21 protein-coding genes and 2 riboswitches are annotated in these 21,302 nt (G+C 66.5%); of the genes, 8 read left to right on the top strand and 13 right to left on the bottom strand.

Going from position 1 to position 21,302, the window contains the following annotated elements; translation table 11 throughout:
- Window positions 1-86 precede the first annotated feature (86 nt).
- Window positions 87-1,076 (bottom strand): DMT family transporter, encoded by a 990-nt coding sequence (locus ACSQ12_RS06900; RefSeq protein WP_209746328.1) that lies wholly within the window; start codon window positions 1,074-1,076, stop codon window positions 87-89.
- Window positions 1,077-1,109: 33 nt separating this feature from the next.
- On the opposite strand from ACSQ12_RS06900, the gene ACSQ12_RS06895 reads away from it, so the two are divergent.
- A complete protein-coding gene (locus ACSQ12_RS06895) occupies window positions 1,110-1,346 on the top strand; it encodes an RNA-binding S4 domain-containing protein (RefSeq protein ID WP_209746330.1) in 237 nt (78 codons plus the stop codon).
- Between the two features lie 36 nt (window positions 1,347-1,382).
- Here the strand turns inward: ACSQ12_RS06895 and ACSQ12_RS06890 are convergent, their stop codons facing one another.
- A complete protein-coding gene (locus ACSQ12_RS06890) occupies window positions 1,383-2,033 on the bottom strand; it encodes an alpha/beta hydrolase (protein WP_436064848.1) in 651 nt (216 codons plus the stop codon).
- A 148-nt stretch (window positions 2,034-2,181) separates the two neighbouring features.
- On the opposite strand from ACSQ12_RS06890, the gene ACSQ12_RS06885 reads away from it, so the two are divergent.
- From ACSQ12_RS06885 to ACSQ12_RS06875, 3 genes are read left to right on the top strand one after another with little or no spacing between them, the layout of a single operon-like run.
- On the top strand, window positions 2,182-2,973 hold the full coding sequence (locus tag ACSQ12_RS06885) for an SGNH/GDSL hydrolase family protein (RefSeq protein WP_245199777.1): 792 nt from the start codon (window positions 2,182-2,184) through the stop codon (window positions 2,971-2,973).
- Between the two features lie 6 nt (window positions 2,974-2,979).
- On the top strand, window positions 2,980-3,228 hold the full coding sequence (locus ACSQ12_RS06880; protein WP_436064847.1) for a DNA glycosylase AlkZ-like family protein: 249 nt from the start codon (window positions 2,980-2,982) through the stop codon (window positions 3,226-3,228).
- A gap of 13 nt (window positions 3,229-3,241) precedes the next feature.
- Window positions 3,242-3,781, top strand: coding sequence for a hypothetical protein (locus tag ACSQ12_RS06875; protein WP_436064846.1), 540 nt, complete (start codon window positions 3,242-3,244; stop codon window positions 3,779-3,781).
- Window positions 3,782-3,862: 81 nt separating this feature from the next.
- Here ACSQ12_RS06875 and ACSQ12_RS06870 read toward each other — a convergent pair whose 3' ends face one another.
- Window positions 3,863-5,347: a CoA-acylating methylmalonate-semialdehyde dehydrogenase gene (locus ACSQ12_RS06870; protein WP_436064845.1), complete on the bottom strand. Its 1,485-nt coding sequence runs from the start codon at window positions 5,345-5,347 to the stop codon at window positions 3,863-3,865.
- Window positions 5,348-5,378: 31 nt separating this feature from the next.
- Window positions 5,379-6,281 carry a 3-hydroxyisobutyrate dehydrogenase gene (mmsB, locus tag ACSQ12_RS06865; protein ID WP_209746340.1) on the bottom strand — a complete coding sequence of 301 codons (903 nt, stop codon included), beginning with the start codon at window positions 6,279-6,281 and terminating at the stop codon, window positions 5,379-5,381.
- Window positions 6,282-6,456: 175 nt separating this feature from the next.
- Here mmsB and ACSQ12_RS06860 point away from each other — a divergent pair, with 175 nt between their 5' ends.
- Window positions 6,457-7,356 (top strand): LysR family transcriptional regulator, encoded by a 900-nt coding sequence (locus tag ACSQ12_RS06860; protein WP_436064844.1) that lies wholly within the window; start codon window positions 6,457-6,459, stop codon window positions 7,354-7,356.
- 19 nt (window positions 7,357-7,375) lie between these two features.
- Here the strand turns inward: ACSQ12_RS06860 and ACSQ12_RS06855 are convergent, their stop codons facing one another.
- The 4 genes from ACSQ12_RS06855 to ACSQ12_RS06840 form a co-directional block, all read right to left on the bottom strand.
- A complete protein-coding gene (locus ACSQ12_RS06855) occupies window positions 7,376-8,494 on the bottom strand; it encodes a zinc-dependent alcohol dehydrogenase family protein (RefSeq protein WP_436064843.1) in 1,119 nt (372 codons plus the stop codon).
- A 15-nt stretch (window positions 8,495-8,509) separates the two neighbouring features.
- Window positions 8,510-9,892 (bottom strand): MFS transporter, encoded by a 1,383-nt coding sequence (locus ACSQ12_RS06850; protein WP_436064842.1) that lies wholly within the window; start codon window positions 9,890-9,892, stop codon window positions 8,510-8,512.
- Window positions 9,893-10,062: 170 nt separating this feature from the next.
- Entirely contained in the window at window positions 10,063-11,247 is a 1,185-nt protein-coding gene (gene metX / locus ACSQ12_RS06845; protein ID WP_436064841.1) for a homoserine O-acetyltransferase MetX, read from the bottom strand.
- 12 nt (window positions 11,248-11,259) lie between these two features.
- Window positions 11,260-11,375, bottom strand: a riboswitch (SAM riboswitch).
- Window positions 11,376-11,465: 90 nt separating this feature from the next.
- Window positions 11,466-12,782, bottom strand: coding sequence for a bifunctional o-acetylhomoserine/o-acetylserine sulfhydrylase (locus tag ACSQ12_RS06840; protein ID WP_436064840.1), 1,317 nt, complete (start codon window positions 12,780-12,782; stop codon window positions 11,466-11,468).
- Between the two features lie 59 nt (window positions 12,783-12,841).
- Window positions 12,842-12,956: riboswitch (SAM riboswitch) on the bottom strand.
- A 160-nt stretch (window positions 12,957-13,116) separates the two neighbouring features.
- Between ACSQ12_RS06840 and ACSQ12_RS06835 the strand changes: the two genes are divergently transcribed.
- Window positions 13,117-13,755, top strand: coding sequence for a VOC family protein (locus ACSQ12_RS06835; protein ID WP_028272557.1), 639 nt, complete (start codon window positions 13,117-13,119; stop codon window positions 13,753-13,755).
- Between the two features lie 128 nt (window positions 13,756-13,883).
- Here ACSQ12_RS06835 and ACSQ12_RS06830 read toward each other — a convergent pair whose 3' ends face one another.
- A complete protein-coding gene (locus tag ACSQ12_RS06830; protein WP_436064839.1) occupies window positions 13,884-14,651 on the bottom strand; it encodes a CPBP family intramembrane glutamic endopeptidase in 768 nt (255 codons plus the stop codon).
- A gap of 131 nt (window positions 14,652-14,782) precedes the next feature.
- Between ACSQ12_RS06830 and ACSQ12_RS06825 the strand changes: the two genes are divergently transcribed.
- On the top strand, window positions 14,783-15,463 hold the full coding sequence (locus tag ACSQ12_RS06825) for a histidine phosphatase family protein (RefSeq protein WP_245199220.1): 681 nt from the start codon (window positions 14,783-14,785) through the stop codon (window positions 15,461-15,463).
- An 18-nt stretch (window positions 15,464-15,481) separates the two neighbouring features.
- Here ACSQ12_RS06825 and hutI read toward each other — a convergent pair whose 3' ends face one another.
- From hutI to tdh, 4 genes are read right to left on the bottom strand one after another with little or no spacing between them, the layout of a single operon-like run.
- Window positions 15,482-16,684, bottom strand: coding sequence for an imidazolonepropionase (hutI, locus tag ACSQ12_RS06820; protein ID WP_436064838.1), 1,203 nt, complete (start codon window positions 16,682-16,684; stop codon window positions 15,482-15,484).
- Between the two features lie 11 nt (window positions 16,685-16,695).
- Entirely contained in the window at window positions 16,696-17,823 is a 1,128-nt protein-coding gene (locus tag ACSQ12_RS06815) for an NAD(P)/FAD-dependent oxidoreductase (RefSeq protein WP_436064837.1), read from the bottom strand.
- 40 nt (window positions 17,824-17,863) lie between these two features.
- A complete protein-coding gene (locus ACSQ12_RS06810; protein ID WP_209746359.1) occupies window positions 17,864-19,072 on the bottom strand; it encodes a glycine C-acetyltransferase in 1,209 nt (402 codons plus the stop codon).
- A 57-nt stretch (window positions 19,073-19,129) separates the two neighbouring features.
- Window positions 19,130-20,176, bottom strand: a complete 1,047-nt coding sequence (gene tdh, locus ACSQ12_RS06805; RefSeq protein ID WP_436064836.1) for an L-threonine 3-dehydrogenase — start codon at window positions 20,174-20,176, stop codon at window positions 19,130-19,132.
- Window positions 20,177-20,332: 156 nt separating this feature from the next.
- Between tdh and ACSQ12_RS06800 the strand changes: the two genes are divergently transcribed.
- Window positions 20,333-21,241: a LysR family transcriptional regulator gene (locus tag ACSQ12_RS06800; protein ID WP_436064835.1), complete on the top strand. Its 909-nt coding sequence runs from the start codon at window positions 20,333-20,335 to the stop codon at window positions 21,239-21,241.
- Window positions 21,242-21,302: the final 61 nt, after the last annotated feature.

Genomic DNA, 21,302 nt, shown 5'->3' with positions numbered 1-21,302 from the left:
CGCGCGGTTTCTAGGCCCCTGTGCCTGGCGGTTGCCGGACGGGGGCGGTACGAAGGAAAGATGTGCAGGAAGCTGCGTGTCCTAGCCTACCGGCCCGGCTGCCGCTTGAGGGCTCCGCGCGGCCACGGAAGGGTGGCCAGGACAATCGCGCCGAGGGTCAGGACGGTGCCGAGCACTGTGGGCAGGGCCACCACGGTTCCGGGTGCGGGGAAGGCAAGGTCCAGGCCCAGTGACCCCAGCAGCTGGCCCGCAATCATGCCCAGCCCGGTGACCAGGACGCCCAGGCTCCGGACCAGCAGCGCGCCCAGCCCGATGAATGCGCAGCCCATGGGTCCGCCCAGGTAATACCACCACTCTGCGGGCAGGCCGTTGCCCGCCCCTGCCACAGCCAGCTTGATCAGCCACGCCAGCCACAGCACTGTGGCACCGGAGATGAAATTCACCAGGGTGGCCGCGATGGGTGTGCCGTAGTGCACCGTGGCGGTCCCGTTCATTGCCTGTTGGAAACTCATCAGGAACCCGGCAATTACCGGCAGGAGTACCGGCACGAGCAGCTGGGCCGGCTCCGCGCCGCCGGAACCCGCGCCGCCAAACCGCGGGGACACTGCCCATGCGACGGCCGCGATGGTCAGCACGGTGCCCAGTACGCGGATGCCGGTGACGGATTTCTTGCCGGCGGGGCCGATGCCGAGCCGGTCCACGAGCAGCCCGCTCAACGTTTGCCCGGTGACGGTGGCTACCGTAAACAGCGCCACACCCAGCAATCCCACAGTGAAGGACTGGGCAAAGACAAAGAAGGCACCGATGCCGCCGGCCATCACGTAGACCGGCGGAAACCGGCGTTCCCGGAGCGCGGGCAGGATCTGGGCCAGGCCGCGGCGTCCCCGCGGCAGGACCAGCGAGACCAGGATCATCACGACGAGTCCCGTGGTGAAACTCACCACGGCCGCGGCGATGCCGTCGTTCAACCGGGCGCCCAGCGCACCGTTGATCCGTCCTTGGACGGGGATGGCGAGTCCGGCGGCCACGGCCATCGGCAGTCCTGCAATGAGAGGGAGGCGGGGTGCATGGGTCACTGGATTCACCTTACGTCAGGCATCATTGCTTGTATGAGCAACCCGGAAATCGAAGAGATCCCCATCCGCGACGACATGATCCGCCTGGGCCAGCTCCTGAAGCTGGCCAGCCTCGTCGAGGACGGTGTCGAAGCCACGGAGCTGATCAGGAACGGGCTGGTCAAGGTCAATGGCGAAATTGACGACCGCCGCGGCCGGCAGCTGCACAACGGCGACACCGTGACCGTAAACGGCCGTACCGTGCGGATTCTCACACCCGCCGGTTCCTAGCGTTTCCGGCCGGCCGCGTTCGGCCGGCTGCGTGGGCTACTTTTTCAGCACCTCGTGGGTGAGGAATTCGGAAACGTGGCCGATCTCCTGCTGGTTGATCCCGTGCCACATCCCTGCGTAGAGGACCTTCGTGAGCTTCACGTGCTTACGCACCCAGCCCATGGTGTATTCGATCTTGTCCTGGGTGATGACGGGGTCCTGCTGGTCGCGACCCCAGAACAGGGGGACGGAGCCGTCCAGTTCGTCGTCGTGGAAGCTTGGATCGCTTCCGGCGTTCACCACAAAGCCGGAAAGTCCGACGACGGCGGCAAAGTCCGCGGGACGCTGCCTCAGCAGCGTGGTGGCCATTGCCATCCCCATGGAGAACCCGAGCAGTGTGACGGACGGGTGGTCGCCCTTGATGCCGTCGAGCCATTCCAGCACAAAGGCGGCAGCGTCCTTGACTGCGTCGAGTGAGTAGTCCGCGGAGTCCGTCAGCGGGAACCAGGTGAACCCCGGGCCCATGGCGATGGGGGCACGGACGGACGCGACCGCGAAATCGCCGGGCAGCAGGTCGGCAAGGCTGAGCAGGTCCTGTTCGTTGGCACCGTAGCCGTGCAGCAGAACCAGCAGGGGCTTTCCCGAGCGCTCTTCGTCGGGAGTGGACCACAGGACAACAGGGGCAGTGGAAACGTCGGCTTCAGTCATGGAACCATTCTTGCAGTTACCGCCCGGTAACAACCTACGGTGGCGTAGCTTTAGCCTCACGAGGCAGGATGGAAACGTGAGCGAAACTGAAGCCATTCCGAACCCGCAGGACACCGTTGATACCCACCCCTGGGGCCGGTACGTAGCCATGGGTGATTCCTTTACTGAGGGCATCGGCGACCCGGAACCGGGAAGCCCAGGCGGACACCGCGGCTGGGCGGACCGCGTGGCCGAGGAACTGAGCCGGGGCCACAGCGATTTTGCCTACGCCAACCTCGCGGTGCGGGGACGGCTCCTGGAGCAGATCGTTGACCAGCAGCTGGCGCCGTGCCTGGCCCTCAAGCCGGACCTGGTGACGCTTTCGGCGGGAGGAAACGACCTCATCCGGCCCGGAGGGGACCCTGACGCGCTGGCCGAGAAGCTGGATTCCGTGGTGCACATCCTCAGCCTGGGCGGTGCCACCGTGGTGCTGTTCAACGGCCCGGACACCGGTTCATCAGTTCTGGGCAGGGTCCGCAGCAAGATCGCCATCTACAACGAGAACCTCCGCACCGTGGCGGCGCGGCACGACGCCGTCATCGCCGACATGTGGTCGCTTCGCCAACTCAGTGATCCGCAGATGTGGGACCAGGACCGACTGCACTTTTCGCCGCTGGGCCATCACACCATCGCGGCCATGGTGCTCGATTCACTCAACATCCGGCACACCTTGGAGCCGCTCTCCCCCAAGCCCCTGCCCCAGCGCAGCTGGCGCGAGGCTCGGTCCGGAGACCTGGTCTGGGCGCGTGAATACTTTGTGCCCTGGGTTGTCCGCCGGCTTCGCCACCAGTCATCCGGGGACGGCGTTACGGCCAAGCGGCCGACCCCCGGTCCGGTGTTTGGTCCGGGGATGCCGCTGGGCTCGGGTGAGGCAGCCGGAATAGAGTCCGAACAGAGGTAGGCGCGGATGCACGCCGACGACGTCGTCGGGCTGAGGCTTAGCCGGCAACAGCTCCGGCCTCCCCGGGCGCACATCCTGCGGCCCACCTGGCATTTTGTGCCCCGCGACGACCTCCGCTGGCTACTCATGTTGTCCGCGCCCCGGCTGCACCGGGGAAACGCGGGCAGGTACCGCCAGGCCGGCATCGATGCCGACTGGCCGCCGCGGTCCAATGCCGGTGCCGGGCCGGGGGTTAAACTGAAGGGACACTTCTGAGAGGCCCTCCACCGTGAGCAACGTGTTCTTCTGGATCATCATCCTGTCGTTCCTGATTCCCTTCGCCATGCGCATGTACCGGAAGCGCGTTGGCAGGAACCAGAACCAGGATTTCAACGGACAGTATCCAGGCCAGTTTCCCGGGCAGCAGCCGGGCCGGCCAAACAACCAGCCGCGTGACGGCTATACCCAGCAGGACTACTTTGGCGGCGGCTTCCGGCAGCTCGGCGGCGGCCAGCAGCCCCCGCTGGACCAGCCCTACCAGAACCCGGGCTACCAAAATCCCGGGTACCAGAATCCCGGCTACCCGGCCCCCGGTAACCAGAACCCGGGCTATCCCGGACAGGTGCCGTACGAGGACAGTCCCGAGTATCCCGCCAACCAGTCACGCCAGCAGCCGCAGCAGCCGTCTGCCCCGGTCACTCCCCCGCCGCCGTCGGCCGCTCAGGGTTTCCGTGCACGGAAACTGGCGGAGCTAGACCAGCAGTACAGCAACGGCGAAATCGCCATGGAGGAATACATGGCCCGGCGCGACGAGATCATGAAGGGCTAGCCGCACTCGCATAGCCGTGCCCGGGACCACTGACATTATGCGGGCCCCGGGAAGGCTACCTTGACTGAACCTGGCTGCGGCTCAGTCCACCTGCGGGAAGCCGAGGTCGATCACCGATGTGGACGGATCCGGCCAGCGTGTGGTCACCACTTTGCCGCGGGTGTAGAAGCGGATGCTGTCCGGACCGTACATGTGGGTGTCGCCGAACAGCGAGTTCTTCCAGCCCCCGAACGAGAAGGTTCCCACCGGCACCGGGATGGGCACGTTCACTCCCACCATGCCTGCCTCGACGTCGAACTCAAACTGGCGCGCCGCGCCGCCGTCGCGCGTGAAGATGGCCACGCCGTTGCCGAACTCGTTGTCGTTCACGAGCTTCACTGCGTCGCTATAGCTGTCGGCGCGGACCACCGACAGTACCGGGCCGAAGATCTCGTCGTCGTAAACTTTCATGCCCGGCTTCACGTGGTCCACCAGGCTGACCCCGATGAAGAAACCGTCCGAATCGAACTCGTGCTTGCGCCCGTCCACCACCACGGTGGCACCTTCCTCCTCGGCACCGGCCACATAGGAGGCCACCCTGTCCCGGTGTTCCTTCGTGATGAGCGGACCCATCTGCGAGGCCGGATCCGTGCCGGGACCGATCTTAAGGTCCGCCATGCGGGTGGAAATGGCCTTCACCAGGTCGTCGGCGATGTTGCCCACGGCCACCAGCACGGATACCGCCATGCACCGTTCACCGGCGGAGCCGTAGGCCGCCGACACAGCGGCGTCGGCGGCCATGTCCAGATCTGCATCCGGCAGGACCACCATGTGGTTCTTGGCGCCGCCCAGCGCCTGGACGCGCTTGCCGTGGTCGGCCGCCCGCTTGTAGATGGATTGGGCGATCGGGGTGGACCCCACGAAGCTGACAGCCTTGACGCCGGGGTGCTCCAGCAGCACGTCCACGGCTTCCTTGTCGCCGTGGACCACGTTCAGGACGCCCGGGGGCAGGCCCGCCTCCGCGAAGACTTCCGCGATGAAAACGGCCGACGACGGGTCCTTCTCGCTGGGCTTGAGGAGGACGGTGTTGCCACAGGCAAGGGCACTGCCGATCATCCACAGCGGCACCATGGCCGGGAAGTTGAACGGGGTGATGCAGGCGACGACGCCCACCGGCTGGCGCACCGAGTGGACATCCACCCCGCTGGAAACCTGCTCCGAGCGTTCGCCCTTGAGCATGTGGGAAAGCCCGGTGGCGAATTCGATGTTTTCGAGGCCACGGGAGATCTCGCCCTCTGCATCGGAAAGCACCTTGCCGTGCTCGCTGGTGAGGATTGCTGCCAGCTCGGACTTCCGCTGCGTCAGGAGTTCCCGGACCCGGAAGAAGATGTTGGTGCGTTTGGCCAGGCTGGTGGCCCGCCAGCCCGGGAGGGCGGCTTGCGCGGCCGCGATGGCCTCTTCCACGCGGGCGGCCGAGGCCAGGGCCACCTCTTTGTCCTGTGCGCCGGTGGCAGGGTTGAAGACGGGGCCGAAACGGTCGGCGTCGCTGATCCGGGCGCCGTTGATGAAGTGCGGAATACGTTCCATGGGAAAGTCCTATTCGTGAAGCAGGGTGCGGTTACTTGGAGGTCTCGAGCGAGCCGTCGACAAGCTTGATGATCATGGAGCAGTCCTTGCCGGACTGCCCGGAGTCGATGAGCCGCTGGAAGAGCGTCTGCACGTGCTCACCGATTTCCAGCGGGGTTCCGGTGTCGCGGGCGGCGCTGATGGCCAGGCCGATGTCCTTGTTGGCCAGTTCGGTAGTGAAGGTGGGAGCGAAGTCGTTGTTGGAGGCCGCGGTGGGAACTACCCCTCCTACCGGGTACCAGGTCCGCAGCGCCCAGCTGTCTCCGGAGGACACAGAAGCGATGTCCCAGAAAACCTGCTTGTCCAGGCCCAGCCGCTCGGCCAGCACGGCCCCTTCGGCGGTGGAGGCAAGGTTGATGAAGAGCATCAGGTTGTTGCAGATCTTCGCGGCCTGCCCCGTGGTGGGACCGCCAGTGGGAATGATGTTGGAGGCCATGGGACGGATGTACTCCGTGGCCTCGGCCACGGCACCCGCTTCCCCGCCGATCATGAACGTCAGGGTTCCGGCTTTCGCCCCGCTCATGCCGCCCGAGACCGGGGCGTCCACAAAACGGAAGCCGGCGGAAGCGGCGGCGTCGTGCAGTGCCTGTGCGGAGGAGATGTCGATGGTCGAGGAATCCACCAGCAGCGTCCGCGTGTCCGCATGGGCAAGGACGCCGTCCTCCCCCAGGTACACGGCCCGGGCGTGTTCGCCCTTCGGCAGCATGGTGAACACGACGTCGGCGCCGTCCACCGCCGCGGCAATGCTGGCTACCGGCTTCACGCCTCCGGCTTCTGCAGCTGCCACCGCTTCGGGATTGAGGTCGAACCCGCGGACGTCGTGACCGGCCTTTGCCAGGTTTGCTGACATGGACCCACCCATGTTCCCGAGACCGATCCAAGCGACTACTGCCATGGCGAAAGCTCCTTTGCTTCGTGTACCAGCCGGTATTGCTGGAAGTTCCGTGTCCACCATCACACCCTGTTACAGTGCAATCAAGGGGAAAAATTACAGAGAGCATGTGCATTGATGCACATGCTCTCTAAAAGCCGCATTGTGAGCCTGAAAGCATGGGTGTGAAAAAGTGGATGTGAACCGGCTGCCCAGTCCGGACGACCTGTTGATCCTGTTGACCGTGGCCAGGCTCGGCCGGTTCAATGCCGTGGCGGAGACGCTGGGCACCACCCACACCACCATTTCCCGCCGGATCCTGGCGCTGGACAAGCAGCTGGGCGGGCGGACGCTGGAGCGCAGCCCGCACGGCTGGGAACTGACCGAACTGGGCAGCCGGGCGGTTGCCGCCGCCGAGGCGATCGAGGCGACACTCGGATCCCTGGCCGGCGCCATCAGCGACGGCGAACACTCATTGTCCGGCATGGTCCGGATCAGCACGTCCGATGGATTCGGTGCGCAATTCGTGGCCCCGGCGCTGGTGCGCCTGCAGCAGGAGAATCCGTTGCTGGACGTCGAGATGCTTAGCGCCACCCGCAAAGTCAGCCAGAACCGGTCCGGCGTGGACCTGGAAGTGGTGGTGGGCCGGATGGAAGTCACCAGCGTGCAGCCCATCTTCCTCACGAACTATTTCCTGCGGCTGTACGCCAGTCCGGGCTACGTCCGGTCCCGGGGACTGCCGACCGCCCTGGACGACGTCCGCGAGCACGGATTTGTCTCCTATGTGGAGTCGGCCCTGCAGGTGGCGGAGCTGGGCCACCGGTCCTCGCAGCTGCCCGCCCCCAAAACCAGTTTTCAGGCGACCAGCATTTTCGCCCAGCTCGAGGCGGTCCGGCGCGGGGCAGGCATTGGCCTGCTGCCGAACTTCATGGTGGCCGACAACCCCGAGTTCGTTCCGGTGCTGCCTGAGCTGTTCCAGCGCCAGCTCCCCATCTGGGCGGTGGCGCGTCCTGAGTCGCTGCGCTCGGCGTCCGTCCGGGCCGTGGTGGAGGCGCTCAAGGCGGAAGTGTCAGGCCGCCGGGACGTCCTGGCGGCCTGACACAACACCGGCCCTGACGCTACGCCTGGAACAGCCGGCGGACCACTTGCCCTGCTGCCAGGGCGTCAAGGCCTTCGTTGATTTCCGCGAGCGGCCTGGTGTCCGTGTGCAGCAGTTCCACCGGAAGCCGCCCGGCCCGCCAGTGGTCAAGGTACAGCGGAATGTCCCGCTCCGGGACGGCATCTCCCATGTAGGAGCCGAGCAGCCGCTTCCCCGCTCCGGCAAACTGCAGGGCTCCGACGGTCAGTTCCGCCGAGGGTTTTGGCAGCCCGACGGAGACGACGGCGCCGCCGCGCGTTACGAGGTCCAGGCACGAGGCGATCACGCCGGCAGAGCCCACGGCCTCGACGGCGACGTCCACGCCGTCGCCGGTGGCCTCGGCAACCAGCCGGGCGGCGTCGTCGGGAGTTCCCACTGCCGTGGCACCGCAGTCCCGGGCGAGCTGGTGCTTGCCTTCGTTGGGGTCGATGGCAATGACGGCTGCGGCGCCGGCCAGGGACGCCGCCATCACGGCGGAAAGCCCGACGGCGCCGAGCCCGAAGACTGCCACCGACTGTCCGGCGGTGACCGCCGCCGTGTTCAGCACGGCGCCCATTCCGGTGAGTACGGCGCAGCCGAACATGGCCGCGACAGTGTCCGGAACGTCGTCGTCGATTACCACCACTGATTCCCGCGCCACCACGGCGTAGTCCGCGAAAGCCGACACCCCGAGGTGGTGGTTGATCCGCTCCCCTGACGGCGTGCGCAGCAGCGCCTCCCCGTGCAGCAGGTCCCCTGAACCGTTGACTTCGGCGGCACGGTGGCACAGGGCCGGGCGCCCGGACCGGCACGCCCGGCATTCGCCGCAGCTGGGGACGAAGACGAGCACAACGTGCTCGCCCACAGCCACGTCATGGACGCCCTCACCGACTGACACCACCCGGCCCACGGCCTCATGCCCCAGCGCCATGGGCAGCGGCCGTACCCGGGAGCCGTCCACCACGGACAGGTCCGAGTGGCACAAGCTGGAGTAGGTGATGGCCACTCCCAGTTCGCCGGCGCGGGGTTCGGGCCGGTCGAGCTCCTGCACCACTAGCGGGCGCGCTTCGGTGTAGCTGGTTCCGGCGGGGACGGTGGAGTACAGAACTGCGACGCGCATGTGAACCGGCTGCCCCTACTTCTTGCTGGCGGCAAGGAGGTCCGCCGTGCCCTGGGCGTCCGCGGCGTCGACATCGTGCAGCGAGATCCCGCGGGTTTCCTTGAGGAAGTACACGGCCACCATCGTCACCAGGCAGGCGCCGAGCAGGTAGATGGCCACCGGGGTGGAGGACTTGAACTGGCTCAGCAGGGCGGTGGCAATGATCGGGGCCATCGAACCGGCCACGATCGAGGTGACCTGGTAGCCGAGCGAGACGCCGGAGTAGCGCATCCGGGTGGGGAACATCTCGGCCATGATGGCCGGCTGGCCGGCGTACATCAGTGCGTGGAAGAGCAGGCCGATGGTGATGGCTGCGAGGATGACCAGATCGTTCTTGGTGTCCATCATCGGGAAGGCGAAGAAGCCCCAGGTACCGCCGAGGACCGCACCGGCCATGTAGACGGGCTTCCGGCCGAAGGCGTCGGAAAGCTTGCCGACCATCGGCACCGCCGAGAAGTGGATGAAGTGGGCCACGAGCAGGAGCAGGAGGATCCGGGAGGTGTCCGTCTGGACAACCACCTTCAGGTAGGTGATGGAGAACGTGACCACCAGGTAGTAGAGGATGTTCTCCGCGAAGCGCAGTCCCATGGCGGTGAAGACGCCGCGCGGGTAGCGGCGGAACACTTCGCCGACGCCGTAGCCCTTCTTCTCGACGGTGACTTCCTTCTGGGCTTCCAGGAAGATGGGGGCGTCGGTGACCTTGGTCCTGATGTAGTAGCCAACCAGCACGATCACAGCGGAGAGCCAGAACGCCACCCGCCAGCCCCAGCCGAGGAAGTCGGCGGCAGACAGCGTGGAGGACAGCGTGAACAGTACGCCGGTGGCCAGGAGGTTGCCCAGGGGAACAGCGGACTGCGGCCAGCTGGCCCAGAAGCCGCGTGACTTGCTGGGGCTGTGCTCTGCTACGAGGAGGACGGCCCCGCCCCACTCACCGCCGACGGCGAAGCCCTGGGCGAACCGCAGGAACACCAGCAGGGCCGGAGCCCAGTAGCCGATCTGCTGGAAGGTCGGCAGGCAGCCCATCAGGAACGTGGAGACGCCCACCAGGATGATGCTGAGCTGGAGCAGCTGCTTCCGGCCGAATTTGTCACCGAAATGACCGAAGACGATACCGCCGATGGGGCGGGCGACGAAGCCAACCGCGTAGGTGAGGAAGGCGGCAATGATGCCGTCCAGTTCCGTGCCTGAGTTAGGGAAAAATGTCTTGCCAAAGACCAGGGTGGCCGCTGAGGCGTAGAGGAAGAACTCATACCACTCAACGACGGTCCCGGCCATGGAGGCCGTAACCACTTTCTTTAGCCCTGAGGCTTTGACGTCAGTCTCATCTGCGCGCCTTGCGGCGGAGTTTTGCGTGCTCATTGTGAACTCCTTCGGCGTCTCCGTCGACACCATGTGGACCATTCCGTTACGGCCGCGTGTGATGTGCACCACCAACGCGCCGGTCCCCTAGAGTATGGGCTCACATTGCCGCAGGCTCAACGCCATTTTCTGCAGAACAGCTCTGCATAAATGCACATTGAGCCGGCGGGCTAGGCGAAAAAGTTCTGCCGCAACTGAGCGCTAAGCTGCCCGATTTCAGTCAGGAAACCGTCGTGGCCGATGGGCGCCTCGATGACATGCACCGGGACGTCGCCCGGGAGTGCAGCCGCGAGTTCGCGGGACTGCGCCGGAAAATACAGCCGGTCCGTATTGACGGCGGCAATGAAGAACTCAGCCGTGGCCCGGGCCAGCGCCTCCTTGAGCGGGCCGCGCCCCCGGCCCACGTCGTGGCTCATGAGCGCTTCCGTGATGGCGATGTAGCTGTTGGCATCGAAGCGCCGGACCAGCTTGGTGCCCTGATGGTCGAGGTAGCTCTCCACCTGGTAGCGGCCGCGGTCTCCCAGCGACACTGCCTGGAGCGGGGCTTCGCCGCCCTGGGCGCTCCGGCCGAACCGGGCCTCCAGCTCGTCTGCGGAACGGTACGTGATGTGCGCAATCCTGCGTGCCAGGGCCAGGCCGGCCTCAGGCTCCGGGCCGCCGTAGTAATCGCCGTCGTTGAAGTTCACGTCCTGGCGGATGGCGAGGGTCTGCGCCTGGGCAAAGGCGATCTGCTCGGCCGTGCTGCTTGCCCCGATGGAAATGACGGCGCACCGCCGGACCCGGTCCGGGAAGCTCACGGCCCATTCCAGGGCGCGGGCTCCGCCCAGGGATCCGCCCAGGACGGCGTACCAGCTGTCGATGCCAAGGGCGTCCGCCAGCCGGGCTTCGGCCGCCGTGGTGTCGCGCAGGGTCACCAGGGGGAAGCGCGAACCCCACGGCCTGCCATCCGGCGCGGGAGTGGAAGGGCCGGTGGAGCCGTAGCAACCGCCCAGGATGTTGATGCTGACCACGAAGTACTTGTCCGTATCGACCGGGGCGCCGGGCCCGGCAAGCTGCTCCCACCAGCCTTCTTCGTCGCTGGCTCCCCTGGTAACGTGCGTGCTGCCGGTCAGGGCATGCTGCACCAGCACGGCGTTGGAACGGTCCGCGTTCAGCGTGCCCCAGGTCTCGTAGGCGAGCCTGACGTCCGGCAGGTGGCCGCCGGCCTCAAGGTGGAGCCCGCCGATGCCCTGGAACTTGACGGTTCCGTCGGGGACAGCGTCTGCGGTTTTGCCTGCGGCGGTTTTCACGTCACTGGACGACAGGCCCTGGCTGGCTGTTTCGGGTACACCGCTGCGGGTGACGGCAATCGTCATCTGAAGACCTCTTCTTCGCGCTTGCCTGCCGCCAACTGGCCGGCAGGCCAGGTCTTCACCCGGGGCACCCCGCCGCGAAAGGAGGGTTGCCGGCCAGCAAGCCGGGGCTGTCGCTGGCACTCATGACCTGTTAAGAGTCTACGAAATGCGTCCCCGCAATGGCGAAGAATGTGACAGCAATATGACTCCCGGCGTCGAGGCGCCGGGAGTCATACGGCTCAGTCGCCCTTGGCGGCGCGGAAACCGGCGTCGAGGTCGGCGATGATGTCATCGATGTGCTCCAGCCCCACGGAGAGGCGGACCAGGCCCGGCGTGACCCCCGCCACGGCCTGCTGTTCCGCCGTCAGCTGGCTGTGGGTGGTGGACGCCGGGTGGATGACCAGGGAGCGCACGTCACCGATGTTCGCCACGTGGGAATGCAGTTCCAGCGCGTCCACGAACCGCTTGCCGGCCTCGGCCCCGCCGGCGATGTTGAAGGACACGATCGCACCGGTGCCCTTGGGCCCGTACTTGCGGCCGCGGTCATACCAGGGGCTGGACGGCAGGCCTGCGTAGGCCACGGATTCGACGTCGTCCCTCGCCTCCAGCCATTCGGCGACACTCACCGCGTTGGCCACGTGGCGCTCGACGCGCAGGCTCAGGGTTTCCAGGCCCTGGGCGATGAGGAAGGCGTTGAACGGGGACACCGCGGAGCCGAGGTCCCGCAGCAGCTGGACGCGGGCCTTGAGGATGTAGGAAAGGTTCGCGCCCAGGGCGCCCCCGGCGCCGAGGTCCCTGGCGTAGACAAGCCCGTTGTAGGTGGGGTCCGGGATGTTGAAGCCCGGGAACTTCTCCGGGTCCTTGCCGAAATCAAAGTTGCCCGAGTCCACGATCACGCCGGCGATGGCGCTGCCGTGCCCGCCAAGGTACTTCGTTGCCGAGTGGACCACAATGTCGGCGCCCCATTCCAGCGGCCGGATGAGGTACGGCGTGGACAGTGTGTTGTCCACGATCAGCGGGACCCCTGCCTCGTGGGCGACGCCGGAAACGCCTTCGATGTCCAGGACGTCCTGGCGCGGATTGGACACCACCTCGCCGAAGAAGAGCTTGGTGTTCGGCCGGACGGCGTCCTTCCACTGCTGGAGGTTGTCCGGGTCCTCCACGAACGTCACGGAGATGCCGAACTTCTTCAGGGTGTGGGCCAGCAGGTTGTACGTGCCGCCGTAGAGGCTGGGGCTGGCCACCACGTGATCGCCGGCTTCAGCGACGTTGAGGATGGCGAATGTTTCGGCGGCCTGTCCCGAGCTGAGCAGCAGCGCCGCCAGCCCGCCTTCAAGGCTGGCCACGCGCTGCTCCACCGCGTCCTGGGTGGGATTGCCGATGCGGGTATAGATGGGCGCCAGTTCGGCCAGCGCGAAGCGGTTGGCGGCGCTTTCGGCGCTAGGGAACACGAACGACGTCGTCTGGTAAATGGGGAGGGCCCTGGCGCCGGTGGCGCTGTCCGGCTCCTGGCCGGCGTGGATCTGGCGGGTTTCGAAAGACCAGGCATTGGACATTGGAGGCTCCTTAAGGAAGGGCACCGTGGCCGGACGCACGGTATGCCGGGCCGGCTCTGGTGCCGCGCTTGCCGACCGGCGGTTGCCGGCGGCCAGGTCCTCACCCGGGGCACCCCACCGCGGAACGAGGGTTGCCGGCCAGCAAGCCGGGGCTCAATGCTGGCGCTCATGACCTGGACCCAGTGTAGAAACAGAGCAATCCGTCTGAACAGGTTTGTGACGAAGGACGTCGGCCGCGTGATTTCGTGGGCTTCAGGGCCGTCCGCCATAACGTCCCATCTCGGTAAGGACACCCTTAGCTGAGAGCTCCATCACAAAGTGCCAAGATGAGGGCATGCGCATGGATCACGTCTCTTACGCCTGTGAACAAGATGGCTTGGCTGCCACCACCGAACGTATTGCAACCGCCCTCGGCGTCGAAGCCGTTAAGGGCGGGGTACACCCCCGTTTCGGCACCCGCAACATGATTATCCCGCTGGCCGGGCACAAGTATCTCGAGGTCGTGGAGGTCCTGGACCACCCGGCATCCGACAAGGCTCCGTTCGGGCAGGCTGTCCGGGCACGCTCCGCAGCGGGCGGCGGCTGGATGGGCTGGTGCGTCGAAGTGGACGACCTGGCACCGTTCGAAGAACGCCTCGGCCGATCGGCTGTCAACGGCAACCGCAAGTTCCCCGACGGCCGCGAACTCGTCTGGAAGCAGATCGGCATCCTGGGCCTCATTGCAGACCCGCAGGTACCCTACATGCTCAAGTGGGAAGGCGACCCGGAGCTTCACCCGTCCAACGCCTACCCGAGCAACGTTAAGATGTCCAGCCTCACCATCGCCGGCTCGGCCGAACGCGTCACGGAATGGCTCGGCCAACCGGTCGAGAAGCCCTTGGAGGATGTGGCTGTTGAATGGGTCGCCCCCAAGGGGACGCCGGGAATCCTGTCCGTCACGTTCGAAACCGCCTCCGGGGCCGTAACCATCTGACCCTGCTCCACCGTGTGGTCCTCCGGGGCCACTGGCAGCGCGCTGCCCTTCCGAACTTCGGCCGCTATCAGCGGGTGCCAACGACGTCACCCACCGATAGCGGCCGAATCCTTTTAAGCAGTGGCCGGTTAGCCCAGCCCGATGGCCTTGCCGAAGAGGCTGAAGCCGACGAACGCCACGATGTCCAGCAGCGCGTGGGCGATCACCAGCGGCATGACGCGGCGGGTCTTCGTATAGATCCACGCAAAGACCACACCCATGACAGCGTTGCCGATGAACGGGCCGAAGCCCTGGTAGAGGTGGTAGCTGCCCCGGAGCATGGAGCTGGCGAAAATGGCCAGCGGCATGCTCCAGCCGAACTTGCCGAGCCGGTCCAGCAGGTAGCCCACCACGATGACCTCCTCCACGATCCCGTGCCGTACGGCGGAGAGAATCAGCACGGGGATGGTCCACCAGTAGGCGTCCAGCGCGCTGGGGATGATGGCCGTGGTGATGCCGAGTGCCCGTCCGACGGCGTACAGCCCCAGGGACGGGATGCCGATCAACGCCGCGAGGCCCAGCCCGTGCAGCAGGTCCTTGCCGGGGCGGGCGAAGTTGAAACCGAGTTTGCGGAATGCCGATGCCCCGGGCTCCCCCGCCTTCCGGTGCTCGGTGAGGAAATAGATGACCAACACGACAGGCACCAGGGCGAAAACGATGTCCAGCAGCTGGTACGTCAGGTCGAAGTATTCGCGGCTGCTCTGGGAGCGGTTGAGGGTGGACGTCCCTTCCGCCAGGGGTGCCCGCGTCAGCTTGTCCAGCAACTGCACCACCGAATACACGGCGGACTGCCCCAGCGACAGACCCAGGACAATCCAGACTTCTAACCGCAGACGACGGCGGGAGGGAACCAGCATGTTCCTATCTTGCCTTCACTTTCTGGTTCTTTCCTGTCCGCCGCTTCCGGCCGGCCGGGCCGCCGCTTCCGGCCGGTCACGGGGCAACGCTTCCGCTGGGCCGCGCGGCCCGGGGCCTATGCTTGGAATTTATGAGTGCGCCCGGAAAAATCATCATGATCCGGCACGGCCAGTCAGCCGCCAATGCCGACACCTCCATATATAACCGGGTGCCCGATTACCGGATACCACTGACCGAACTCGGCCTTGCACAGGCCCGGGCCGCAGGCGAGGAGATCCGCCGGGAACTGGACGGCCGGCAGGTGTGTGTCTACGTCTCGCCGTACCTCCGGGCCTACCAGACCCTCGAAGCGCTCAATCTTGGACCGCTTGTGGAGCGGATCATCGAGGAACCCAGGCTCCGCGAACAGGACTGGGCGAACTTCCAGATCGCCGGGGACATTGAGGACCAAAAAGAACTCCGGAACGCCTACGGCCACTTCTTCTACCGGTTCAGGGAGGGTGAATCCGGCTCCGACGTCTACGACCGGATCTCCTCCTTCATGGAAACACTGCACCGGCACTGGTCCAAGCCCAGCTACGCCCCGAACGCCCTCTTCGTGACGCACGGGCTCACCATGAGGCTGTTCTGCATGCGCTGGTTCCACTGGTCCGTGGAGTATTTCGAGTCCCTCAACAACCCGGACAACGCCGAAGTGCGGACCCTGGTGCGCACGGATGACGGCAAGTACGAACTGGACAAGCCGTTCAGCCAGTGGGAGGACCGCCGCGTGGACGAGACAGTCCTGGACGCTCCGCCCATGATCTTCTAGCGGCTTCCGGCCGGCGCGTCAGCGGGCACGGACGCCCGCCCGCCAGACGGCGTGGGTCAGCGGGATGCCCGGCCGGTAGGCCAGGTGGGTGGCGGAGGGGGCGTTGAGCAGGTGCAGGTCCGCGCGGTGTCCGACGGCGACCGAGCCCACCGCCCGTTCGCCGTCGACGTCGTTCCCCGCCTCACGCCGCAGCGCGAGGGCGCCGCCGTACGTCGCAGCGCGGACGGCCTCATGGACGCTCAGCTGCATCTGGAGAACGGCGGTGGTGACGCAGAACGCCATCGAGCTCGTGTAGGACGTGCCGGGGTTGCAGTTGGAGGCAAGGGCAATCGGCACCCCGGCGTCGAGCAGCTCGCGCCCGGGGGCAAGCTGCTGGCGGGTGGAGAGGTCGCAGGCCGGCAGGCAGGTGGCCACGGTCCCCCGCGTTCCCGCACCCTGCCACCCGGACCAGCTGCCTGCCAGGGCCTCCACGTCCGCGGCGGACAGGTAGTTGACGTGGTCAACGCTTGCCGCGCCGAATTCCACGGCCAGCCGCACGCCCGGTCCTTCGCCGAGCTGGTTGCCGTGGACGCGAAGGCCCAGGCCCGCGTCCTTGCAGGCCTGCAGCACACGGCGCGACTGCTCCTCGTTGAAGGCCCCCTGCTCGCAGAACACGTCCGCCCAGCTGGCGTAGGGCCTGACCGCCGCCAGCATGGGTCCGCATACCAGGTCGGTGTATTCGTCGGGGTCGTCCCCGGCGGGGACCAGATGGGCGCCCAGGTAAGTGACTTCGTCAGCCACCGTGGAGGCGATGCGCGCGCTGCGCGTTTCGTTTTCAACGTCCAGGCCGTAGCCGGTCTTGGTTTCCAGGTACGTGGTCCCCTGCGAGACGGCTTCGGCCACGCGGCCCAGGGCCAGCCTGGTGAGGTCGAAGTCGCTTGTCCCCCGGGTGGCGCCGGTGGTCACGGCGATCCCGCCGGCGCTGTAGCTCTCGCCGGCCATCCGTGCCTCGAACTCGGCAGTCCTGTCACCGGCAAAGATCAGGTGGGTGTGCGAGTCCACCCAGCCCGGCAGCAGCGCGCGGCCTCCCGCGTCCACGGCATCGTCAGCGGCCGGCGCGGCCGACGACGGCCCGATCCACGAAATCCGCTCCCCTTCGATCACCACGGCGGCGTCCTTGAGGACGCGGTGCTCCGCGTCCTGGGTCATCAGCTCGGCAATGTTGGTGATCAGGGTGCTCATGGGTCCATTCTTCAGTGCCGGATGGACCAGCGGGTTGCGGCCAGCGCAACCGCTGTCCGGGATGCCGGACTGAGCCCGGCGTCCTCGTCCCGGGCGCCCTGCCCCGCCGACGGCCCTGCCAGGATGAGGTCAGCTGCGAGCTCAGCAATGCCGGACGAGGTCTGGAACCCGTAACCGCCCTGTCCGGCGAGCCAGAAGAATCCGGTGGCTTCGGCGTCGAACCCCACTACCGGGACGCCGTCGGCAGCTTCGGTCCGCAGGCCGGTCCACGCGGATTTGACGTTCCTGATGCCCATGGTGGTCACCGCGTTGAGCCGCGCCACCAGCGCCTCGACATCGCCCGGGTAGGGCTTCGCGTCCTCGGGCCCGCTCGGCACGGATTCCGACGGCGAAATCAGCACGTCCTGTCCTTCCTTGCGGAAGTAGAACGATTCGTCCGCTGCCGCCACCATGGGGCAGGAATCCGGGAGGGGACGTTCGACGTCGACAATCGCCGCCGTGCGCCGGTACGGCTGGAGGCCGAGCTTCTCCACGCCGCTGATCACGGCCAGTTCATCGGCCCAGGCCCCGGCAGCATTGACCACGATCCCGGCCTGGAACGCTTCCTGGCCCGCCCCGAGCTCCCAGCCGGATCCCAGCCGCTGGGCGGAATGGACCTTGGCGCCGGTGATGATGTCCGCCCCGCCCGCCTCGGCACGGCGCCGATGGTCCTCCAGCAGCACGGGGGCGTTGCAGGCGTACGAACCGGTGTCCAGTCCGGCCGCGGAAAAGAATCCGGGATCCAGCACCGGGCACAGTTCCAGGGCTTCGGCATGGGAGATCCGGTGCATGTGCCCGCTGGCTTCCTCCCGGACCGTGTCTTCGTCGCCGATCAGCATGAAGCTGCGCGGCGAAAGGACGGGCTCCGGAAGCTCCGCGTCCCGGGCCGCAATCAGCCCGAGCGTGCGGAGGGTCAGCTCCTGGACCACGACGGGGCCGTAGCTGGGGATCAGTTGCCGGGCCGAGCGGGCCGAGGTGTGGTAGGCCAGGGACTGTTCGGCCTCGACGAGCGCAACGCTGCATTTACCGGCAAGGGCAGAGGCGAGGGACAGCCCGGCAATGCCGCCGCCCACAATCACCACATCGTAATTTGCTGACATGACTCCATCCTTGCACCCGGCAGGACGTCACGTCAGTACCCTAGGCTCCCACCGCGTCGCGGCTGTCCACGAATGCCCGGACGCAGGCTTCGACGTCCTCGGCACTGTGGGCGGCGGAGAGCTGGACCCGGATCCGGGCGGCCCCCTTGGGAACTACGGGGTAGCTGAAGGCGGTGACAAACACTCCGTGCCGGAGCATCCGGTCTGCCACCTTCGCCGCTACCACGGCGTCCCCGAACATCACCGGCACGATGGCGTGCTCGCCGTCGAGCAGGTCAAAGCCTTCTTCCGCCATCCGGCTCCGGAACAGTCCAGCGTTGGCGAACAGTTTGGAACGCAGTTCGGCGGAGTTCTCCACGAGGTCCAGGGCCTTCAGCGTGGCGGCCACGATGGCGGGCGCGAGGGAATTGGAGAACAGGTAGGGGCGCGCCTTCTGGCGGAGCATGGCCACCACTTCGGCCCGGCCGGAGACGTAGCCGCCGGAGGCCCCGCCCAGCGCCTTGCCGAACGTACCGGTGTAGATGTCCACCCGGTGTCCTACCCCGGCGTGCTCGGGGGTTCCCGCACCGGTGGCGCCCATAAATCCCACGGCGTGCGAGTCGTCCACCATCACCAGGGCATCGTACTTTTCGGCCAGGTTGCAGATGGCTTCGAGCGGCGCGAGGTAGCCGTCCATGGAGAAGACGCCGTCCGTCACGATGATCTTGCGGCGGGCCGGGTTCTCCTGCGTGGTGGCCTCGATCAGTTTCGCTTCGAGGTCCGCCATGTCGCGGTTGGCGTAGCGGAACCGCCGGGCCTTGCAGAGCCTGATGCCATCAATGATGGACGCGTGGTTCAGGGCGTCGGAGATGACGGCGTCTTCGGGCCCGAAGAGGGACTCAAACACGCCGCCGTTGGCGTCGAAGCAGCTGGAGAACAGGATGGTGTCCTCGGTGCCCAGGAACTTGGAGACGCGCGCCTCCAGTGCCAGGTGCAGGTCCTGGGTTCCACAGATGAAGCGCACGCTGGCCATGCCGAAGCCGCGCTCGTCCATGGCGGCCTTCGCGGCGGCAATGATCTCCGGGTGGTCCGCCAGGCCCAGGTAGTTGTTGGCGCAGAAGTTCAACACGTCGGCACCGGCCTCGCCGATCTGGCCCGCCGTGATGTGGCTGGCCTGGGGCGAGTCGATGTGGCGTTCCGTCTTGAACAGGCCTGCCGTGCGGATCTCGTCCAGCTCGTTCTGCAGCTGGTCCTTGATGGCTGAATACATGGGGTGTGCTCCTCAGCGGGGTGAATCGTTAATCGGTGCCGGAAAGTATTGCAGGGTCTAGAAAACGGTCCAGTCGAGGACAACTTTGCCGCCCACACCGGCGCGGGCAACGTCGAAGCCCTTTTCCCAGTCCGTGGCGGGCAGGGTGTCCGTGACCACCGCCGAGATGTTGGCATGCAGGACAGGGTTGGAGGACAGCATGGCGCTCATGGCGTACCAGGTTTCGAACATTTCGCGCCCGTAGATGCCCTTCATGGTCAGCATATGCGTCACCACCTTGCCCCAGTCGATGTCGATGGACTGGCTGGGCAGCCCCAGCATCGCGATCCGGCCGCCGTGGTTCATGTTGTCGATCATCTCCGGCAGGGCGGTGGGGTGCCCGGACATTTCCATGCCGATGTCGAACCCTTCGCGCATGCCCAGTTCGCGCTGGGCATCCCTGACGCGCATCTTCGAGACGTCGATGGCAAGGTCCACGCCGAGCTGGCGGGCCAGTTCGAGGCGCGGCGCGGAGACATCGGTGATGGCGATCTTCCGGGCGCCGGCGTGGCGGGCCACGGCAATGGCCATCAGTCCGATCGGCCCGGCCCCGGTGATCAGCACGTCCTCGCCCACCAGCGGGAAGCTCAGGGCGGTGTGGACGGCATTGCCGAAGGGATCGAAGATGGCGCCAAGTTCGGGCGTGACCGAAGGATCCTGGTGGACCCAGACGTTGGTCTCGGGGATGACCACATACTCGGCGAAGGCCCCGTCACGCTGGACCCCTACGCTCACGGTGTGGATGCACATCTGGCGGCGGCCGGCGCGGCAGTTGCGGCAGATGCCGCAGACAATGTGGCCTTCGCCGGAGACCCGGTCGCCCACCTTGACGTCGCGGACGTCCTCGCCGATTTCCACCACTTCGCCGTAGAACTCGTGGCCGGCGATCAGCGGAGCCTCGATCATGCTCTGGGCCCAGGCATCCCAGGACTGGATGTGAAGGTCCGTGCCGCAGATCCCGGTGGTCATCACGCGGATCTTCACGTCGCCGGGGCCGGTTTCCGGCTCGGGCCGGTCCACCAACTCAAACCCGGCGTGTGCGCCGGCTTTGTACAGAGCCTTCATTGGCTTCCTTACTCTTGGTTTTACTCTCAGGAATGTGGCGCCCTCCCGGGGGTGCGGCGGGGCTGGCTCCCTTCATTAGAACCACAAAGAAGCATTAGCACAACCGAATTCTTCTCAATCGACGATTTAGAAATGTCTAAGCAATAGACTCAAGGCATGGAAATCCATCAGCTGGAAATGCTCCGGGAACTGGGCGCCCTCGGCAGCGTCAAAGCGGTCGCCGAAACGCTCGTGGTCACCCCCTCGGCCGTGTCCCAGCAACTGGCTGCGCTGCAGCGCAGCGTGGACGTCCCGCTGACGCGAAAGGAAGGCCGGAACCTGGTGCTCACCGAGGCCGGCCAGGCACTGGCCGACGCCGGTGCCGCCGTCGTCAGCGCGATGGCCGATGCGCGGATGGCGATCGGCGCGTACCACGGCTCCACGGTGGCACCGGTGACGGTGAGCGGCTTTCACAGCGCCGGCCAGGCACTCTTTGCGCCCCTGGCCCGGCTGCTGGACTCACCGGACAAACCCAGGGTGCTGCTGTCCGACGAGGATGTTGCCCAGCAGGACTTCCCCGCACTGACTGCCCGGTACGATCTGGTGCTGGCGCACCGGATGGACCACAGCCCGCGGTGGCCGGAGGAGCGGGTGGCCGTCATCCCGCTCGCACACGAGCCGCTGGACGTGGCGTTGTCCGCCGGGCACCGGCTGGCGGGCAAGGAAACCCTGACGGCGCACGACGTCGTCGGCGAACCGTGGGTGACCAGCCACACCGGCTACTCCCCCGCGGACGTGCTGTCCGCCGTCGCCGCGGTGTCCAGCCGGGAGCTGAACATTGTCCACCGGATCAACGACTATTCCACCGTGGCGGGACTCGTGGCCACGGGCAGTGTCATCGGGCTGTTGCCGCGGCACACCGCGCGGCCGGTGCTGAACCCGGAGATCGTGCTCCGGCCGCTGCAGGGCATCAGCACCCGGCGCCGGATCGACATCCTGGCCCGGCCGGAAAACCTCAAACGGACCTCGGTAATGATCGTCTGCGACGCCCTCGAAGACATCATGGCCGGGCTCGTCTCCCCTTAAAGCCCAACTGGGTCGCAGTAGATGTCGTTATGAGCGCTCATAACGACGTTAACTGCGACCC

This window comes from Arthrobacter sp. LjRoot14 (genome assembly GCF_964253905.1).
Classification (GTDB): domain Bacteria; phylum Actinomycetota; class Actinomycetes; order Actinomycetales; family Micrococcaceae; genus Arthrobacter.
This window is presented reverse-complemented; position numbering and strand designations above follow the sequence as displayed.

Coding starts and splice junctions, on each gene's coding strand:
- ACSQ12_RS06895 (WP_209746330.1), top strand. CDS start 1,110: ATGAGCAACCCGGAAATCGAAGAGATCCCCATCCGCGACGACATGATC.
- ACSQ12_RS06890 (WP_436064848.1), bottom strand. CDS start 2,033: ATGACTGAAGCCGACGTTTCCACTGCCCCTGTTGTCCTGTGGTCCACT.
- ACSQ12_RS06885 (WP_245199777.1), top strand. CDS start 2,182: ATGGGTGATTCCTTTACTGAGGGCATCGGCGACCCGGAACCGGGAAGC.
- ACSQ12_RS06880 (WP_436064847.1), top strand. CDS start 2,980: ATGCACGCCGACGACGTCGTCGGGCTGAGGCTTAGCCGGCAACAGCTC.
- ACSQ12_RS06870 (WP_436064845.1), bottom strand. CDS start 5,347: ATGGAACGTATTCCGCACTTCATCAACGGCGCCCGGATCAGCGACGCC.
- mmsB (WP_209746340.1), bottom strand. CDS start 6,281: ATGGCAGTAGTCGCTTGGATCGGTCTCGGGAACATGGGTGGGTCCATG.
- ACSQ12_RS06855 (WP_436064843.1), bottom strand. CDS start 8,494: ATGCGCGTCGCAGTTCTGTACTCCACCGTCCCCGCCGGAACCAGCTAC.
- ACSQ12_RS06850 (WP_436064842.1), bottom strand. CDS start 9,892: ATGAGCACGCAAAACTCCGCCGCAAGGCGCGCAGATGAGACTGACGTC.
- metX (WP_436064841.1), bottom strand. CDS start 11,247: ATGACGATTGCCGTCACCCGCAGCGGTGTACCCGAAACAGCCAGCCAG.
- ACSQ12_RS06840 (WP_436064840.1), bottom strand. CDS start 12,782: ATGTCCAATGCCTGGTCTTTCGAAACCCGCCAGATCCACGCCGGCCAG.
- ACSQ12_RS06835 (WP_028272557.1), top strand. CDS start 13,117: ATGCGCATGGATCACGTCTCTTACGCCTGTGAACAAGATGGCTTGGCT.
- ACSQ12_RS06830 (WP_436064839.1), bottom strand. CDS start 14,651: ATGCTGGTTCCCTCCCGCCGTCGTCTGCGGTTAGAAGTCTGGATTGTC.
- ACSQ12_RS06825 (WP_245199220.1), top strand. CDS start 14,783: ATGAGTGCGCCCGGAAAAATCATCATGATCCGGCACGGCCAGTCAGCC.
- hutI (WP_436064838.1), bottom strand. CDS start 16,684: ATGAGCACCCTGATCACCAACATTGCCGAGCTGATGACCCAGGACGCG.
- ACSQ12_RS06815 (WP_436064837.1), bottom strand. CDS start 17,823: ATGTCAGCAAATTACGATGTGGTGATTGTGGGCGGCGGCATTGCCGGG.
- ACSQ12_RS06810 (WP_209746359.1), bottom strand. CDS start 19,072: ATGTATTCAGCCATCAAGGACCAGCTGCAGAACGAGCTGGACGAGATC.
- tdh (WP_436064836.1), bottom strand. CDS start 20,176: ATGAAGGCTCTGTACAAAGCCGGCGCACACGCCGGGTTTGAGTTGGTG.
- ACSQ12_RS06800 (WP_436064835.1), top strand. CDS start 20,333: ATGGAAATCCATCAGCTGGAAATGCTCCGGGAACTGGGCGCCCTCGGC.